Origin of the sequence: Kribbella hippodromi (assembly GCF_039531045.1) — a bacterium.
Taxonomy (GTDB): domain Bacteria; phylum Actinomycetota; class Actinomycetes; order Propionibacteriales; family Kribbellaceae; genus Kribbella; species Kribbella hippodromi.
Genome location: NZ_BAAAPH010000005.1, coordinates 1 through 16,169, shown reverse-complemented (window position 1 = coordinate 16,169; position 16,169 = coordinate 1). Strand labels below are relative to the sequence as shown.

General features: G+C 68.3%; 15 protein-coding genes. 6 read left to right on the top strand and 9 right to left on the bottom strand.

The genetic code is table 11. The features are described 5' to 3' along the window. Window positions 1–23: 23 nt before the first annotated feature. The 3 genes from ABD260_RS08905 to ABD260_RS08895 are packed head-to-tail and all read left to right on the top strand — an operon-like array spanning window position 24 to window position 2,375. Window positions 24–1,091, top strand: a complete 1,068-nt coding sequence (locus tag ABD260_RS08905) for a LacI family DNA-binding transcriptional regulator (RefSeq protein WP_344232915.1) — start codon at window positions 24–26, stop codon at window positions 1,089–1,091. Window positions 1,092–1,136: 45 nt separating this feature from the next. Further along, window positions 1,137–1,949, top strand: a complete 813-nt coding sequence (locus ABD260_RS08900) for a TrmH family RNA methyltransferase (RefSeq protein ID WP_344232914.1) — start codon at window positions 1,137–1,139, stop codon at window positions 1,947–1,949. A gap of 24 nt (window positions 1,950–1,973) precedes the next feature. Further along, window positions 1,974–2,375 carry a VOC family protein gene (locus ABD260_RS08895; protein WP_344232913.1) on the top strand — a complete coding sequence of 134 codons (402 nt, stop codon included), beginning with the start codon at window positions 1,974–1,976 and terminating at the stop codon, window positions 2,373–2,375. 77 nt (window positions 2,376–2,452) lie between these two features. Here the strand turns inward: ABD260_RS08895 and ABD260_RS08890 are convergent, their stop codons facing one another. Next, a complete protein-coding gene (locus tag ABD260_RS08890; RefSeq protein ID WP_344232912.1) occupies window positions 2,453–3,247 on the bottom strand; it encodes a methyltransferase domain-containing protein in 795 nt (264 codons plus the stop codon). Window positions 3,248–3,406: 159 nt separating this feature from the next. Between ABD260_RS08890 and ABD260_RS08885 the strand changes: the two genes are divergently transcribed. Continuing rightward, window positions 3,407–3,946 carry a P-loop nucleotide/nucleoside kinase family protein gene (locus ABD260_RS08885; protein ID WP_344232911.1) on the top strand — a complete coding sequence of 180 codons (540 nt, stop codon included), beginning with the start codon at window positions 3,407–3,409 and terminating at the stop codon, window positions 3,944–3,946. A gap of 105 nt (window positions 3,947–4,051) precedes the next feature. Here the strand turns inward: ABD260_RS08885 and ABD260_RS08880 are convergent, their stop codons facing one another. Continuing rightward, the gene (locus ABD260_RS08880) at window positions 4,052–4,933 is read right to left on the bottom strand and encodes an LLM class flavin-dependent oxidoreductase (protein ID WP_344232910.1); all 882 of its coding nucleotides are present in this window, start codon (window positions 4,931–4,933) and stop codon (window positions 4,052–4,054) included. Window positions 4,934–5,008: 75 nt separating this feature from the next. On the opposite strand from ABD260_RS08880, the gene ABD260_RS08875 reads away from it, so the two are divergent. After that, window positions 5,009–5,452, top strand: a complete 444-nt coding sequence (locus tag ABD260_RS08875) for a MarR family winged helix-turn-helix transcriptional regulator (RefSeq protein ID WP_344232909.1) — start codon at window positions 5,009–5,011, stop codon at window positions 5,450–5,452. Here ABD260_RS08875 and ABD260_RS08870 read toward each other — a convergent pair. The 3 genes from ABD260_RS08870 to ABD260_RS08860 all read right to left on the bottom strand — a co-directional run bounded on the left by ABD260_RS08870 (window position 5,449) and on the right by ABD260_RS08860 (window position 10,470). Further along, window positions 5,449–5,967: a YciI family protein gene (locus ABD260_RS08870; protein ID WP_344232908.1), complete on the bottom strand. Its 519-nt coding sequence runs from the start codon at window positions 5,965–5,967 to the stop codon at window positions 5,449–5,451. The two genes, ABD260_RS08875 and ABD260_RS08870, sit on opposite strands and share 4 nt — an antisense overlap. Then, window positions 5,964–6,947, bottom strand: a complete 984-nt coding sequence (locus tag ABD260_RS08865; protein WP_344232907.1) for a hypothetical protein — start codon at window positions 6,945–6,947, stop codon at window positions 5,964–5,966. Before ABD260_RS08865 ends, ABD260_RS08870 begins: the two co-directional genes overlap by 4 nt. Before the next feature lie 121 nt (window positions 6,948–7,068). Then, the gene (locus tag ABD260_RS08860; protein WP_344232906.1) at window positions 7,069–10,470 is read right to left on the bottom strand and encodes a phosphodiester glycosidase family protein; all 3,402 of its coding nucleotides are present in this window, start codon (window positions 10,468–10,470) and stop codon (window positions 7,069–7,071) included. A 201-nt stretch (window positions 10,471–10,671) separates the two neighbouring features. Here ABD260_RS08860 and ABD260_RS08855 point away from each other — a divergent pair, with 201 nt between their 5' ends. Further along, entirely contained in the window at window positions 10,672–13,428 is a 2,757-nt protein-coding gene (locus tag ABD260_RS08855) for a hypothetical protein (RefSeq protein WP_344232905.1), read from the top strand. Between the two features lie 11 nt (window positions 13,429–13,439). Here the strand turns inward: ABD260_RS08855 and ABD260_RS08850 are convergent, their stop codons facing one another. The 4 genes from ABD260_RS08850 to ABD260_RS08835 all read right to left on the bottom strand — a co-directional run bounded on the left by ABD260_RS08850 (window position 13,440) and on the right by ABD260_RS08835 (window position 16,113). Further along, on the bottom strand, window positions 13,440–14,411 hold the full coding sequence (locus tag ABD260_RS08850; RefSeq protein WP_344232904.1) for a cytochrome c oxidase assembly protein: 972 nt from the start codon (window positions 14,409–14,411) through the stop codon (window positions 13,440–13,442). Between the two features lie 38 nt (window positions 14,412–14,449). After that, window positions 14,450–15,175, bottom strand: coding sequence for a maleate cis-trans isomerase family protein (locus ABD260_RS08845; protein ID WP_344232903.1), 726 nt, complete (start codon window positions 15,173–15,175; stop codon window positions 14,450–14,452). 4 nt (window positions 15,176–15,179) lie between these two features. Continuing rightward, the gene (locus ABD260_RS08840; protein ID WP_344232902.1) at window positions 15,180–15,779 is read right to left on the bottom strand and encodes a dihydrofolate reductase family protein; all 600 of its coding nucleotides are present in this window, start codon (window positions 15,777–15,779) and stop codon (window positions 15,180–15,182) included. 148 nt (window positions 15,780–15,927) lie between these two features. Beyond that, entirely contained in the window at window positions 15,928–16,113 is a 186-nt protein-coding gene (locus ABD260_RS08835) for a VOC family protein (protein ID WP_344232901.1), read from the bottom strand. Between the last annotated feature and the right edge of the window lie 56 nt (window positions 16,114–16,169).

Genomic DNA, 16,169 nt, shown 5'->3' with positions numbered 1-16,169 from the left:
CGACGGGGTGACAGAATGCGCGGGTGGCCGGTGAATTGAGGACGGGCGAGGTGACGATCCAGCAGGTCGCGACCGAGGCGGGGGTGTCGCCGAGCACGGTCTCGAATCTCCTGAACGGGCGCGCCCATCGGATGCTGCCGCAGACCCGGGAGCGGATCGAGCGGGCGATCGACAAGCTCGGCTACCGGCCGAACCGGGCCGCCCGGCAGCTCCGGACCGGCCGGAACACCACGATCGGGCTGGTCGTGCCGTCGGTCGGCAACCCGTTCTGGGGTGCGCTCGCGCGGCATCTCGAGTCCGCGGCGCTCGCCGAGGGGTACCACGTCCTGCTCTGCAACTCCGAGCGCGATCCACGGCGTGAGCGCGACTACATCGACGAGTTGTGGGCCGATGGCGTCCAAGGCGTCGTACTGTGCTCGTCGTTGCCATCGCTTGAGCACGTGATGCCGCTGGTGGAGCGCGGTCTGCAACTGGTGGCTTTCGACCGGACGTCGCAGGCCGGTGATCCGGCGTCGTTGGTGAGTATCAGCGTCGACAATGCGATCGGCAGCCAGCTGGCCACGCAGCATCTGACCGAGCTCGGGCATTCGCGGTTGGCGTTCGTTTCGGGTGCGCTCGCGAGCGTGAACCGGAAGGAGCGGTACCGCGGGTTCATTGCCGGGCTCGAGCAGGCCGGTCTCGACGCGGAGTCCGCTGTGCGCGCGCCGGTGAAGGGTGACGCGGACGACTTCGGTGATGTCGAGGCGTCCGAGCTCGGGCGGGCGGCCGCCGCGGAGTTGCTCGCGCTGGAGGAACCGCCGACGGGGATCGTCGCGATCAACGACATGTGTGCGCTGGGGGTTTGCCGTGGTTTGCGGGACGGCGGGCTCGAGGTCGGCAAGGACGTGTCGGTGGTCGGGTTCGACGACATCGTGCTGGCTGATCTGTATGCGCCGACGCTGACCACGGTTCGGCAGCCGATGCCGGAGATGGCCGCGGCCGCGTTCACCCAGTTGCGCGCGCGGCTTGAGAACTCGGGGCCGTCGCAGGGGCAGTCGCTGCTGTTCCGCCCCGAGCTGATCGTCCGGGAGTCCACCGCACCACCACCGTGAGCTGCGGGCGCGGAGCCTGCGAGTCGGCGCCGTAGGGTGGGGGGTGTGCAACGGATCTCGTCGCGGAATGCGCGGTTTCAGGTGTGGCAGGCTTCGCTGACCAACCGGACCAAGCGGCAACGCTCAGGTGAGTTCCTGGTGCAGGGCGTCCGGCCGATTTCAGTTGCCGTGGACAACGGCTGGCCCGTGCGTACGGTGATCACTGACGCGTCACGGCCCTTGTCCCGCTGGGCGTCCGACCTGCTGAAGCGGCTTCCGGACGTGGAACGGGTCGCGATGGCGCCGGAGTTGCTGGCCGAGCTCGGCGAGAAGGACGAGGCCGAGCTGATCGCCGTACTGGAGCTTCCGGCCGATGATCTCGACCGGATCCCGGTCGGGCCGGACTTCCTCGGCGTCGTGTTCGACCGTCCGACCGGACCGGGAAACATCGGGTCGATCATCCGCTCCGCGGACGCGTTCGGTGCTCATGGCGTGATCGTCACCGGGCATGCCGCCGACGTGTACGACCCGAAGGCGGTCCGCGCGACGACCGGATCGCTCTTCGCCGTACCTGCTGTCCGCGCCGCATCACATCGGGAAGTACTCGACTGGGTTCGGCGTACGGATGTACCGGTCGTCGTGGTCGGTACGGACGAGCACGGGACGACGGATGTGGACGCGTTCGACTTCACTCAGCCCGTGCTGCTGCTGATCGGCAACGAGACGGCCGGATTGAGCAGTGCGTGGAAGGACGCGGCCGATCACCTCGTACGCATCCCGATCACCGGGTCGGCCAGCTCGCTCAACGCGGCCAACGCGGCGACGGCAGTGCTGTACGAGATCTCGCGTCAGCGTTCCCATTCGTTCAAGACGCGCTGACGCATACGGCCGTACCTTGACTGCATGAGGCCACAACCCTTGATCGCGGTCAGCGATGTGGAGAAGAGCAGTGCCTGGTACCAGCGGGTGCTTGGCGCGGTCAGTGCGCATGGCGGACCGGAGTACGAGCGGCTGAATGTGGACGGGGCGCTCGTACTGCAGCTGCACAATCTGGACGTCGGGCATCATCACGGTACGTTCGGCGATCCGGCGCATCCGCTGGGGAACGGGGTGCTGGTGTGGTTCGAGACGGATGACCTGCCGGCGGCGGCCGCGCGGGCCCGGGGGGCCGGCGCGACCGTCGAGAAGGACATCCATCTGAACCCGAACGCGGAGCACGACGAGCTCTGGCTGCGCGACCTCGACGGCTACCTGGTGGTGCTGTCCTCGGTGGGCCCGAACGACCAGCCGGGCCAGGCGGACTAGCCCGGTCAGGCGGATTGGCTCGGTCCGGCGGATTGGCTCGGTTAGACGGATTGGCTCGGTCAGGCGGATTGGCTCGGTCAGGCGGTGCAGATGAGTTCGCCGTGCAGGATCGAGATCCAGCCGTCCGGCTGATCGCGCCACGTCTTCCAGGCGGCCGAGATCGCTTCGAGCGTCTCCTCGGGCACCCCGGACGTCCGCGCCTGATCCGCCATCGCGGACTTCAGCACCCGATCCGCCCACATGTCACCCCAGAACGCGCGCCCCTCCGGCTCGGTGAACGCCCAGGTCGACGTGGTCGCCTCCACCTGCTCGAACCCGGCCGCCCGCGCCCACGACAGCAGCCGCCGTCCCGCGTCCGGCTCGCCACCGTTGGCACGCGCCATCCGCTGGTACAGCTCCATCCACTCGGTCAGCGCCGGCATCTCCGGGTACCAGACGAAGCCGTGATAGTCCGAGTCGCGTACCGCCACGATCCCACCCGGCTTGCAGACGCGGCGCATCTCGCGCAATGCCTGCACCGGGTCCGCGACATGCTGCAGTACCTGATGCGCGTGCACGACGTCGTACGCGTCGTCCGGCAACTCCAGCGCGTGCACATCGCCGACGACGAACTCCACGTCGAAGTCCAGGCCTTCGAACGCCTTCCGGGTGATCCCGAGGGCCGCTTCGGTCGCCTCCAGCGCGGTCATCCGGCCCGGCTCGACCAGGCGGGCCAGGTCCGCGGTGATGGTGCCCGGGCCGGCGCCGACGTCGAGCACCGCCATCCCCGGCCGCAGGTGCGGCAGCAGGTACGCCGCCGAGTTCTCCGCCGTCCGCCAGCTGTGCGACCGCAGCACCGACTCGTGATGCCCATGCGTGTACACGTTGCCCATCCCAGGCTCCTTCGCCCTCGCCGTCAGCCTCCCACGCTAGCCCAAGATCTTGCTTTATGAGACATATCGTCCTACATTTCGAGACACTTTAGGTGCCCCGGATCCGGCCGGACACGCCGTTTCCGCCGGGTTTCGGTGGGGGCCGATAAGGTACGGCGGGTGCAGTCGAAACCGATGCTTGTCGTGGTCAGTGGTCCGCCCGGAACCGGGAAGACGACGTTGGCGCATCGGATCGCGGCGGCGATCGGCTGCCCGGCGATCTGCCGGGACGAGATCAAGGAGGGGATGGCGCACGCCACCCCCGGGTTCGTGCCCGGCCCCGGCGATCCGTTGACGATGCGTACGTTGTCCACGTTCTTCGATGTGATCGGCCTGCTGGTCGGGCGGGGTACGACCGTGGTCGCCGAGGCGGCGTTTCAGGATCGGCTGTGGACGCCGGGGCTGAGCCCGCTGCTCGGGCGGGCCGACCTGCGGATCGTGCACTGCAGCACGCCGGCCGAGGTCGCGCTGGCGCGGATCACTGCCCGGTCGGATTCCGATCCACGACGGGCCGCGCATGAGGACGCACAGATCAGTCCGGATGCGCGGTTGCGTACCCACAATGCCTTCCAGCCGGTCGATCTGCCGGTTCCCACCTGCACCGTCGACACCACCGCCGAGCCTCCGCTGGCGGACATTCTGCGCTTTCTGTCGCGCTAACGACAGGAGGTAGTCGGCTCCGCGGCGCAGTTGCCGGGCCGTTCAGGCGGGCGTTGGGCGGGCGTGGAGGACTACCTCCTGTCGTTCCGGCACCAGCGGTCGGGGTTAGGTGGCGGCGCGGACTGCGGGAGCTACTTCTTCTGCCCAGCGGGACAGTTGGGTGGCGTAGGGGTCTGGGCCGGTGGGGAAGAGGGTGAAGCCGGCGGCGCCGTGGTCCCGGACGGCGCCGGACAGTTCCTCGATCCACTGGGCGGGCGAACCGCCTAGCCAGCGGCCGTTGTCGTCGCGGGTTTGGCGGAGTGGGGTTTCGGTGATGGCGCCGGGGAGGTTGTAGATCGTTGCGATATCAGACGGTTTGCGGCCGACCGCGAGCGCGGCTTCGTCGATGATCGGGCGGGACCAGCGGTACCGCTCGCTCAACCAGTCAGCCGCATGCCCGGGGATCCAGCCGTCCGCGTTCCGTCCGGTCGCCGCGAGGGACTTCGGGCCGTTCGACCCGGTCCAGATCGGCGGCGCGGGTACGGTGGCCGGCCGGAGTGCACCGATCGGGTAGTGCTTGGTCGGCCTAGGCGTACCCCCGGCCGACAACCCGCGTACGAGCTGCATGGCCTCCTCGAACGCCTCGACCGCCTCCGCCGGACGCAACTCGGGTACGCCCATCGTGGTGATCCGGTCCCACGCCCCGCCGGCACCGAGCCCGAGCACGAACCGCCCGCCGGACAACGCCGCCAGCGAAGTCGCCGTCCGCGCCAGCACCGGCGCCGGGCGCAGCGGCAGGTTGGTGACGTTCACGAACGCGGACAACCGCTCGGTCCGCCCAAGCAGAAAGGCGATCGCGGCGTACCCGTCGAGCATGTCCGGTACGTACGGATGGTCCGCGAGGCTGACGTGATCGAGCCCGTCCCGATCCGCCTGCTGGGCGAGCCGCACGATCTCGCCGACGTCACGGACCGCGTCCGGTGAGCCGTACCCGAACCGCACTGTCATGGTCACTCCTCAGGTAGTTCGCTGTCCTAAATAGTTGTACCACGAACTATTAGCTCAGCGGACTACTATGGGGAAATGGCGACGACGACGGCACGGGACAGCGAGCTCGCGGAGGCTCTGGTGCAGGCGATGCACCGCCTGCAGGATCTGCACGCCGAGACCAGCCGCCCGCTCGGCCTGACCCCGCAACAGGCCCACCTGCTCTGCGTACTGATCGCGGCGCCGCTCGGGATGACCGAGCTGAGCCGGATTCTGAGCATCGAACGCTCCAGCCTGACCAGCATGGTCGACCGCCTGGAGCGCCGCGAACTGGTCGCCCGGACGGCCGCGCCCCGCGACCGCCGCGCCTGCCTGATCGAGCTGACCCCGGACGGCCTGACCCTCGCCCACCAGTGTCACGACGCGGTCGTCGACCGCATCGACACCCTGACCGCGGACCTCAGCCAGACCACCCGGCGCACCCTGGTCACGGCGCTCCGCGCCATCACCACCGCGACAGTCAGCAACGAGGCCGATTAGCGCCGACCGCCGAACTCCCAGGGATGTACTTCGGCGTCTGCCGCCCCGACCAGCGCGGCCGCGGCGGCACGATCCGGCGCCTCGACCAACGCCGCCCTGCCAATGTGACGGTCCTCGTCGAGCAGGTCGCCGTAGACGATCAGGTGGTCGGAAGTGAGCGGGCGGGCCGCGTCCTTGGTCAGTACGAGATACCGGTTGTAGCTGTCGACCGCATGCGCGAACTCCCACATCGTCCGGCCGGTGTGGTTGACGAACTGATACACCTCGACGGCCGTGAAGGCACCGGCAAGGTAGTACGGCTCGTCGTACACAAAGGTGTTCAGCGCCTCGGCATCCGGCAGATCGATGATGTGCAGACTGCCGGTCGACGCCTCCCGGTCCTCGGTCAGCGTCGGCCCGCGCGCGATCAGCTCCGCGTCGTACCGGTCCATGAAGGCCCAGTGCTCCTCGGCCAGCCGCCCTTTCAGCTCACTCGCGCCGTGACGATCCCGGCCGTAGACGAAGTACTGAGTCACGACTCGAGGTACAGCCGCAGGATCGTGTCGTAGTCCACGATCTCGACGCCGGGCACGGACGCCACGATCTCCTGCGACGGGACGATCGCGACCTGCCGCGAGTCCGTGTTCGCACGGACCGGCGTACGGAAACTCCGGCGGCGCTTCTTGCCGTTCACCACGTCCGCGACCGGAAGCTCGAGCCGCCCAAGGATGTCGCCATCCGCACGTTCGAGGATGAAATCAGCATCGGCCGGCTGCCGGACCAGCTTGGTCGCGCCGAACACCGACAGCAGGATCTCCTCGTGCGCGCCCAGGAACTCGTCGACGGTCAAGTCCTGCAGACCGTGCGCGAGGTACGTGCTCTCGAACGGATCCGCCTTCAGCTGCACCGGGTCGACCGGAAGGCTGATGGTGCCGATCGGGTCGAGATGCGGCCGGGCATTGGAGTACGTACGCAGGAAGTCGAGGTACTTGCCGGCCGGCTCGGACCGGTGGATCGCCAGCGCGAAGAACACCCAGTGCGCACGGAACGCGTCGTCGGCGCCGTGCACGAGCAGCGCGCGATCGAACGTCGAGTAGTTGCCCGGCGCGAACCGAAGCAGCTGGTCACCCCGGCCGACGAACTCCTCGCCGAGCAGGTTCGCCGCGTTCGGGTAGCGCTCGGTCAGCGCCTGCTTGCCGGCCTCGGTCGCGATCGTCGCGTCCTTGAACAGGTTCTCCCCCGGCAGCGTGATCACCGGATCACCCTCGCCGAGCCCGAAGTACTCCTCCACGCTCGCCGCCTTCTGCCGCCGCACCTCCAGCGTCCGGTACTCGCGGCTCAGCCCGACCAGCTCGAGAATGTTCCAGTCCGGGGTCTCGGTCAGCACCATCATCCGCGGGAACAGCATCGGGCCGGGCAGCTCGGTCCGGTGGCTCACCGGCAGATGGCCGCTCACACCCTTCAGGTGCTCCGCCCAGAACTGCCCGTTCACCTTCACGAACTCGGTCGGCTTCATCGTTCTCCTTGCTCGAACACTCGGACTTCAACCTTCAACTCCGCCCTGAGCCGACCCTATTCCCCACCGGGTAAACCTCGGCCCCTGACCTGCGTTTCCGCAGGTCAGGGGCCGAAGGGCATCAGCGCTGGACGGTGATCGTGGCCGAGCCGGTGACCGGCGCCAGCGACGAGTCGTCCGTGTACGGGCGCATCGAATCGTTCGTCACCGACACCGTGATCTTGCCCGCCCGCAGTGCCGTCAGTTTCCGCGTCACCGGATCGAGGACCGCAACCTTGCCGGTCAACCGAGCCGCCAGCACGACTGCTGGTCCCGAACCGATCGCCAGGTTCGGCGAGCCGCTCCAGTGCACCGACATCGGGTAGCGCAGCGGCACCACACGCGTACCGGTTCCAACGCCTTCCGGCTGCACGATGCTGCCGCTGAGCTGCGCTGTCGTACCGATCCGCACCGAAGCCGGCGCGTCGAGTGTGATCGATTGCGCGAACGCCCGTACGTCCGCTTCGAGCCACTGCTGGTCAGCCGGACGGCGCGCGTCCACCGACCAGTCGACCCAGCCGGTGAATCCACCACGGTCCGGCGAGCCGTACGGATTCTTGCCGGACGACGGAAGCACCGCGTACGGCACGCCTTCGACCCGGTGCACGTTCGCGACCTGCGCGTGCGATCCGACCATCGCCGCGCCCTTGCGGGTGCTGTTCCGGAAGTTCGTCAGCAGGTTCTCGATCAGGGCGACCTCGTCCCGGTCGCCGAGCTGGCTGGACTTGGTCTCCTCCGGATCGTCGACCGGGTGATGCGCGAACACCATCACGTTGCGGATCGACCGGTCGGTGGCCGCGCTAGCCAACGCCTGCTTGAGCATCGGCAGCTGATCCCAGGCCGACGTACGCAACGTGCCAAGCGCGCTGGCCAGCAGTACGAAGCGCGTGCCCTTGTGGTCGAACGTCCGGTACGGCTGCCCGAACTCGTTGGTGAAGTTGGTCAGATCCGATTGCGTGTTGTTCAGCCCGTACGACTCGTGGTTTCCGGGCACGTAGTAGCAGGGCACGGTGCTGCCCTTCGGCGTACTGTTCGGCGCCGGTTCTTTGCCGACCGGAATCAGGTCGCAGCCCGCGTCGGTCAGCACCTTGCGAGCCAGCGAAAGGTCCTGCGGCAGCCCGCGATCGGTGATGTCGCCGTTGAGGACGACCAGGTCGGGACGTGTCTTCCGGATCCGTGCCAAAGCCGCCGTCGCGACCTGCGCGAGCGCCGGGCTGTCAGCGGTGAACTGCACATCCGAGAGCGTCGCGAATTTGAACGTCCCGCCGGTCAAGTTGCCGTCCGCCGAGACGAGCGGGTCCGCGACGAGGTCCGGCTGCGCGGGCAGCTCGATCGCGGTCGGTACGTCGGCCTCGAACCGGTCGAGGACGAACGTGCCGGCCTTCTGCTGCGCGACCGCGGTGTTGATTCCCTGGAAGGACGAGATCGAGATCGGGTACACCGTGTTCGCGGGCACCGTCCAGGTGACGTTCTGGTAGTCCGGTCCCGCCTTGAGCCCGGACCCGTACAGTCCGAGGGATTTTCCGTTGCCGTCGAACAGTCCGGTGTAGGTAAGTCCGCTCGGTACGTCGATGCTCGACTTGATCCGGAGCCGCAGCCGGAGCGGCTGTCCGGGTACCTGAATCCGGTTCGCCGCGCCGTTGGCGGAGATGCCGACATTGCGCATCGCGGGGAAGTCGATGCGCAGGCCGTCGGGGTCGGCCGAGCGGGTGGTGGCGGCAGTGCTGTTGTTGTTCCAGCGCTGCAGCACGTCGTCGTTGAAGTCGTACACGACCTTGGTCTCGACGCCGACCGTGATCGGCAGCTTCACCGATTTGCCGGCCGCAGAGATCGTCAGGATCGTGGCGGCGTTGGTGAGCGGTGTGATCTTGAGCTTCCCGCCGACGGACTGGATGTCGACGACGCTGTGGTCGTAGTCCAGCTTGAGGTCTCGCGGGTCGATCGGCGCGGTGTAGCCCTGGCCGTCGCGACCGGTGACGGCGACGTTCACCGCGTTGGCGGGCGTCGCGTCGGGCAGGGACAGCCGGTTGTTCGACAGTTCAAGCGCGGCGAGTGGCCCCAGTACGTCGACTCGCTGAGCTTTCTTGATCCGGCCGACCTGGGCGGTCACCGTGATCGGTCCATGACCGCCGCCGGTCAGCGTGCCGTTCTTGATGCTGCCGCCTTTGGCCTTCCAGACCAGCTTCTTCGGGTCGATCGCTACCGGCGTCAGGTGGTTGTCCACAGCCTTCGCAGTCACCGTCCGGTGCATGCCCGGGAAGACCCTCAGCCCGCGGTCCGCGGCCGCGTCGCCACTCAGCAGCAGCTCGTGGACCTTGCCGTCGCCGGGGCTGACGAAGACGCCGACGCCGTTCGGGTCGTTGCGCTCCTGGCCGTCCGACGGGTTGTTGCGGACCGTCGCACCGTCCGCGCCGAGGGCCCGCGCGACCATCGTCGTCGAGCCGCCGCCGTCCAGGTTCACGGCCGTCTCGATCCCGCGATCGGCCAGGTCCTGGGCCTCGCGGTCGATCCCGACGCCGCCCTTCCCGGTGCCGCCCGGTCCGTCCCAGGTGGCGAGGACGAGCGTACGGCCGCCGTTCTTGAATCCGAGCGCGGTCCGCGGCGCGATCGACCGATCCAGACCGGGAACGACCTGTCCGTTGCGGACGATCGTGCCGCCCTGACCGAGCGCGAACTTCATCGACTTCGCCGCGTTGTCGGCGAGCTTGTAGTGCAGGGTGACCGCGTCGCCCGGCTGCAAGGCCCGCAGCGCCGCAGCGGCCGAGTCGCGGCCGACCAGGTAGAAACCGTCCGCCGAAATCGGGCCATTGCCCGCGGGGCCGGTCGGTGTCACCGACACAACCTTGTTCTTCTGGACCAGTACCTCCGCGACGTCGGCCGTACCGAAACCGCGGTTGCGGCTGTACTCGCCCCAGATCGGCGTGTACGCGACCAGCCCGTTCGCCGGTACACCACCGCCGTTCGCCGCGTTGATCGTCAGTACTTTGTGGTCCGTACCGGCGAATGTCGCGGTCGAGTCGACGGCCAGGTCGACCAGCTGCGCGATCCCGTCCTTGCTCACCCCGACGTGCTGCCGGCCGCTGGCGTCCGCGGTCTTGAGCAGTTCGCCGTTCTGTACCTCGCCGCCGAGGGCCGCGTTGCTGTTGCCGATGTCGAAGAACTCACCGTTGACGCCGGCGACCGCGCCCGCCTTGTTCGCGGCCACGCTGAGCGGACCGCCGGATGCGACCGGGCCGGCGGTCAGCAGGTCGGTACTCACTGCCTTGTCGGAGAGATCGATGGTGAGGTACTGCGTGTCGACCCACCCGCGCTGGTCGACGCTCTTCACGTGGTTGAGGGAGATGCCGGGACCGACCTTCTCGGTCGTGTCGACCAGGGCGAGACCGGAGACCGGGTGATCGTCGGCGTACCCGACGGCCGGCAGCGACCACAGGGTCGCCGCAGCCGCGACGGCCGCGATCCCCGTCGTCAAACGATGTTTCATCGTCGACCTGTGCTTTCCGAACGAGCCAGACCGGGCGGGTTCACGCAGTCGCCGGCCGCGCCGCGCTCGGGGCGGCGCAACCACTCACCGTTCCCTGACTCGACAACGGGTCGGTGAACCACTGACGACGCCGCTTGGTCGGGTCGTGTACATCTTACCTGAATGGCTTTAGGTTAGGCTTGGCTAACTTACTCACTCGAGGTGTTGGAGGGCGGACAGATAGTCGCCGAGTGGCTGCGGACCGCGCGTTTTCGTCCAGGCTGGATTCTGGTCAGCACCGAGTCCGCCCGGTTACTGGCCGACCCGGATCAGCTGGCCGTCGACCTGAGCTCGGTCGAGAACGAGGGCAACGGCGTCTACCTGGTCCAGTCCGGGACCGGCGAGCGTTTCCACCTGATCAAACACGTCGGCCCACTGCCCGCCGGCATAAACGCCGAATACACCCTCGACCACACAGGCACGTCCGGCCCGCCCGGCTCGTCCGGCTCGTCCGGCGAGGTCGGCGAGGTGCCTGTCGTGGTGCTCACGCTCTCCGAGCGGCTGCCTGAGGATGAGGTCGCACCGGTTCTCGCCAGGTCCCTCGCCGAGTCCACGGCTGCACTGCGCGCCGTGCACCAGCAGCCCGAAGTGACCGAGACTGCTCAACCCCTGACCACCGCTGCCCAACCTCTGGCGCTCGCCGCTGACCGAGTGTTCGGGCCCGCCGGCACGCCTGATGTCGACGTGGTCCAGCGGCCGAGTGATCACGGTCTTCGCGCCGAGCTACTGCAGCGTGGGCGGATGGCCGACCGGGCTTCATCGCGGGCACCCGGCCGCGCGCGGAACGTACACAAGAAGGTCCGGGAGTTGGCGCTCACGATGGGGGTGGCTGACGAGCAGCCGAACGCCGAGTTGCGCCGCACCCTGCTGACCGCGGACGAGCGCGCGATCCTCGACCGGGCCAAGAACCGCACCCGCCCGCTCGAGGACCGCGCCGCCCCGCTCGGGTACTTCGGCCGCTCGGTCGGCAGCTCCGGCGCCTCGTCTCTGCTGATGGGCACTGCCGCGGCCGCGTTCACCGGCGACCCGCTGGTCGGCGTCGGCATCGCGGTCCCGACGATCGTCAACGCGGCCATCGGTTCGATCACCGAGCGGCGCCTGGACAAGCAGAAGATCGCCGGCCGCCGGCCCGCGTACGACGCCGAACGCAAGGTCCGCGAACACGAGCACCCCGGCCTCCCCGCCCTGCTGGACAGCCCACCGCCCGACCCGCCGACGGCAAAGAAGATGCCGATGGCAACAGCTTGGCGCAACTACGTCACCCGCTACACGATGCCCACCCTCGCCACCGCCGCGGTCGCCGGCGCGCTCACCCCACTCGGCGTACCGGCCATGTCGACCGCGCTGGTGATCGCGTCATCCGCGCTGGCCAAGTCGCTGGCCGAACGCCTGGTGGACAAGAAGAAACTCGAGTTCCGGCTCAAGCGCCTGGACGTCACCGAGCGCGTACGCCTGTCCGACCCGGACTTGTACGTCAGCCGGCTCGCCGCCGAATTCACCGACCTCCAGCGCCGCCTCGACCAGCTTTCCGGGCAGCACCCGGCTGCTGGGGACACTGGTGCGGGCGATCGGCCTGATCTCGCGGACGTTCCGGGCGCGCCACCGTACACGGTCAGCTTGTCTTCGCAGCTGATCGAGAACATCTCGGGTACCGCGCGGCGCGCGTTCGTCGGCGGCAGCGCCAAGCCGAGCGCCAACCCGTCCGCGGTCGCCGAGCACCTCAGCCCGCAGGTCCAGAGTCTGCTGAGCGCGGCCGGTCCCGGGCTGCTCTGCGCGGTCACCGGCGCGATGGGCGACCAGTACTTCCTGAACCGCGACGAAATCGCCCGCGACGCCGCCAAACTCTGGCTCCGCGGCCACCAGGAAGCCGCCCAAGCCGCCGCCCTGGCCGGCGTCCTCGAACCCCGCCTCCGCGCCTTCCGAGACTTCACCACCCAACTGGAAAACTTGACCGCAACCAAGGCAGCTGAAACCAGAGACCTGCCGGTGGTTACCGCTCCGCCGATTGGGCCTCGGCCGTTGGCCCGGGCGGGGTGGCGGGCGTACGCGGTTCAAGCGGCAGCGGGATCACTCGGAGGAGTCGCCGGAGCGGCCGGGCTGGGCTTGGTGGTCGACATCCCGGACCTCGCGCTCATCTTGACCGCCGCGGGCGCCACCGGAACGATCACCGCGACCCCAGCCGCCCGCTTCCTGTTCCGCCGCCACGAACTCGGCGTCCACGAAGCCCTGGAAACCAACAAGGCGTTCAAGGCCGTCAACCAGTCCGAACTCCGCAAACAACGAGCCGTCGCCCGCTATCTCCTGGCCCAGCTCTCCCTCCAGGCCGAAGCGATCGTCCAGCAACTGGGGTCCGCGATGGGGCACTACGAATCTGTGGCTGGCAGCAACGGGTTTCCGGAGCTTGGTGCCGTCGCCCCGGCTGACGGGCGGCGCGTCACCGGGGGCATCACTTGCCAGGTCCGCGCCGGTACTGCCTTGGCCATCCGCCGCCTGGCCGTCGAACCCGGCAGCAAACCGCAGCTCCTCGAGCGGTTGATCGCGCTGGAAAAGCTCGACCAGGCCGCGAACGCCAGTGATCATCACGCGGTCCACGGCACGGAGGAGTCGCGTGCGTACGTACAAGAGAAGTTCGACGAGGCGCTGGCGGAGGCTCATCAACTGTGGCGCGATTGTGGCGCACCGAACGGGCTCGCCCTTCCCGCGCTGTCGGACACCCCGCCGGAACCAGTGCTCGACGAGGACGACAAGCTCCGCCGAATGGTCAACCAGCTCCTACACCACCGCGCCCGACCCGCGGAAACAGCCACCGGTCTCGCGGAGAACAGCTCCACCGGTCACGGCGCGGACAGTACGTCGGGCAGTCGCGCCGCGGACAACGCCAGCACCCGCCGTACGCCGAATGACGGCCGCAACCGCTGATCCGTCTGCGACTACTCGTCCGGGTTGTCGCGCTGTGCACGGAACCTGTCCGCGAGCTGCCCCGGTTCGGTCTCCCACCATGGGCGCATCAGCTCGGGCTCACGTTCCCCGGCCGCGACCCGCTCGGCGACGACCTGGTCGAGCCGCCGATCCACCACCGCCGCCTCGGCCCGGTCGGCGCGTACCCAGCTGACGAGCTGACCGGCCAGGAACGGGAGCCCGACCATCTCGGCGAGCGTCAGCATGATCCCACCACCGAACCGCTGATCCTGATGCGGCGTCGGCCCCCACCCGTGCCGTACGGACAGGTAGTACCCGGCCGCGAGTACGCCCGGACTGGTCATGATCAGAATCCCCGGCAGCGCATCCAGCAGTCCGTCCAAGAACCCGATCGCAACGCGCACCGGCGGCGTACACCACTCCGGCAGCGACTCGCCACCCATCATCGGCCAGAAGAACAGGCAGCCAACCAGTACGAGCTGTAGCCGCAGGAGCTCGTGCAGTACGTCGTTCTGCAGTACTGCGAGGTAGTACGGCGTGAAGTACACCAGCGGCAGCAGCGCCGCGCCTAGCAACGAGCTGACAGCCGGGAAGGTCAGTACGCGCAGCAAGCGCCCCGACCCGACCGATGGAAAGTTCAGCGTGATCAGCTGCATCGGTCCACCGAACGCCAGCAACACCGGTGTCAGCGCTAGCAGCAGCACGTTCTGCACTGCGTACGGCCAGAACAGCACGCGGTCGTACGTACCGAGGCAGGACATGGTCAGTACGACCACACTGCCGAGTCCGGCAACGAAGAACACGGCCGTACGCCACACCGGCCAACTACCACCCCGGCGCACCACTCGCCGTACGCCCAGCAGGTAGACCGCCCCAACGACCAGCACTCCGATAAGCACCGGCACGTCCAGCGTCCAGGCCCCTAGCGCCCGCCCAACCGTCAGGGGCTCCAACTCACCCTGCATGGCCGCTCCCATCGCCATGCATCCCACGCTAGACCCCTCACCCAGGGCGCACGCCGTCAGGTACGCGCGAACAGCCGCCCGTACCCTTCGACCGGGAGCGCACTACCTGTCGCGGCGAGAACCGACCAGAGCAACACCTGGTTGGCCTCGAGAACCAGTTGGCCGGTCCGGCGTTCCAGCTCGTCGATCGCGCCCACGGCACGGAACCCGTTGCCGGCGATGAACACCGCCTCGGCGTCCACCTCCTGATGGGTGACCCAGTCGATGACGTGCTGCGGGCGTACCTGGGCCGGGTTCTTGGGCAGCGGCGTCGCGGTCAGGGTGACGGCGTCGATTCCTTGAGCGCGGAAGTAGGCGGCGCCCAGCTCACCCATCTCGTCCTCGAACCACGGTGGATGGATCAGGGCAACTCGGCGTACGCCGAAAGTCTTCAATGCCTGCGCGGCGGCAAGTCCACTGCTCACGACCGGTACGCCGGCTCCGTGGCGGAGGCGGCTGATCAGGTCCGCTTCGGCCACGTGCCCGATCGCGTAGGCGGTGGTGGTTGAGGCGTACGCAATGGCGTCGACCGATGCCTCGCGGAGCGGTGTGATCGCTTGCTGGAGCGTCGAGGGTACGGTCAGCGCGCGCAGGTCCGCGGCTGCGGACGGGGGCCATGGCGTCGGATCGACTCCCTGCGATATGCGCGCGAGCACTACGTCGAGGCCAGGTGCCATCTCGGGGAGTTCGACTTCGGGACCTGGGGCGGCGTGCGGTGTCAGTACGCCGATCTTGAGGGACATGGGTTCACTTCAGTACGGGGAACACGAGGTGGGTCACGCGGTCGCCCTGGACGCAGGTGGTCGGGTTGCCGAGCAGGATCTCCGCGGAGAGTTCGCCGAAGAACGGCCGGTTTCCCGTACCCATCACCACCGGCACCAAGTCGACCGCCACCTCGTCCAGCAAGCCCAGCTCCAGGCATTGCCTGGCGATCGTCCCGCCGGTGACAGCGACGACACGATCACCGGCAAGCTCCTGCGCCCGGGCGATCGCGGCCTCCACCCCATCCGTCACAAACGAGAACGGCGCGCGGGGATGAGCATCGACCCACTCTGCCGGCGCCTCATGCGTCACGACGACAACCGGTACGTCCAACGTATGCCGGCCCTGCCACCCGTCCGCCACCTCGAACAACGTCCGCCCACAAACCAGCGCCCCCAGCGAATCCACCCACTTCCGCAAGTGCACCGCGCTCTGCGGCGTCAGATGAATGGCAAAGTCCCCCGCCGGAGTCGGTACCTCGACCTCCCCGTTCTGCAACCAGTCGAACAAGTGCCCGATGGTGTTGTCCCGCTTGGCCACATACCCATCAAGCGAAACATTCGCCTGCCCAACCACCTTGCCCACGCCGCGCACCCCTCTTCTGCCGTCGATGCCACCACCGGCCGTACACGCCAACGCCACAAGCGACCCGCCACCCGCAAGCAAACGATCCCACCCCCACAAGGTCAACCCATCCGCCCTAATGCGCTGCCCCGCCCACTCCCCCGAGCTTTCAGCTGTCGCGCCCTTGCCAGGTGGTCACACAGACCTCGTTCCCCTCCAGATCGGCAAGCACCCAGAACGCCGGAGCACGCTCCGCGGACACCAACCGCCCGCCGGCCGCCAGCGCCCCCTCCACCCGCCGCTCCGCCTCATCATGCGGAACACAAACATCAAAATGAATCCGATTCCGCTGCACCCGAAGTCGGATCGTAGCCATGTCGTTCTGTGAGCCAAGGAGTTGGTCTTGTGAGT

Bases quoted from the DNA above. Each gene is read 5' to 3' on its own strand.
- ABD260_RS08895 (WP_344232913.1), top strand. From the start codon at position 1,974: ATGAGGCCACAACCCTTGATCGCGGTCAGCGATGTGGAGAAGAGCAGT.
- ABD260_RS08890 (WP_344232912.1), bottom strand. From the start codon at position 3,247: ATGGGCAACGTGTACACGCATGGGCATCACGAGTCGGTGCTGCGGTCG.
- ABD260_RS08880 (WP_344232910.1), bottom strand. From the start codon at position 4,933: ATGACAGTGCGGTTCGGGTACGGCTCACCGGACGCGGTCCGTGACGTC.
- ABD260_RS08875 (WP_344232909.1), top strand. From the start codon at position 5,009: ATGGCGACGACGACGGCACGGGACAGCGAGCTCGCGGAGGCTCTGGTG.
- ABD260_RS08865 (WP_344232907.1), bottom strand. From the start codon at position 6,947: ATGAAGCCGACCGAGTTCGTGAAGGTGAACGGGCAGTTCTGGGCGGAG.
- ABD260_RS08860 (WP_344232906.1), bottom strand. From the start codon at position 10,470: ATGAAACATCGTTTGACGACGGGGATCGCGGCCGTCGCGGCTGCGGCG.
- ABD260_RS08850 (WP_344232904.1), bottom strand. From the start codon at position 14,411: ATGGCGATGGGAGCGGCCATGCAGGGTGAGTTGGAGCCCCTGACGGTT.
- ABD260_RS08845 (WP_344232903.1), bottom strand. From the start codon at position 15,175: ATGTCCCTCAAGATCGGCGTACTGACACCGCACGCCGCCCCAGGTCCC.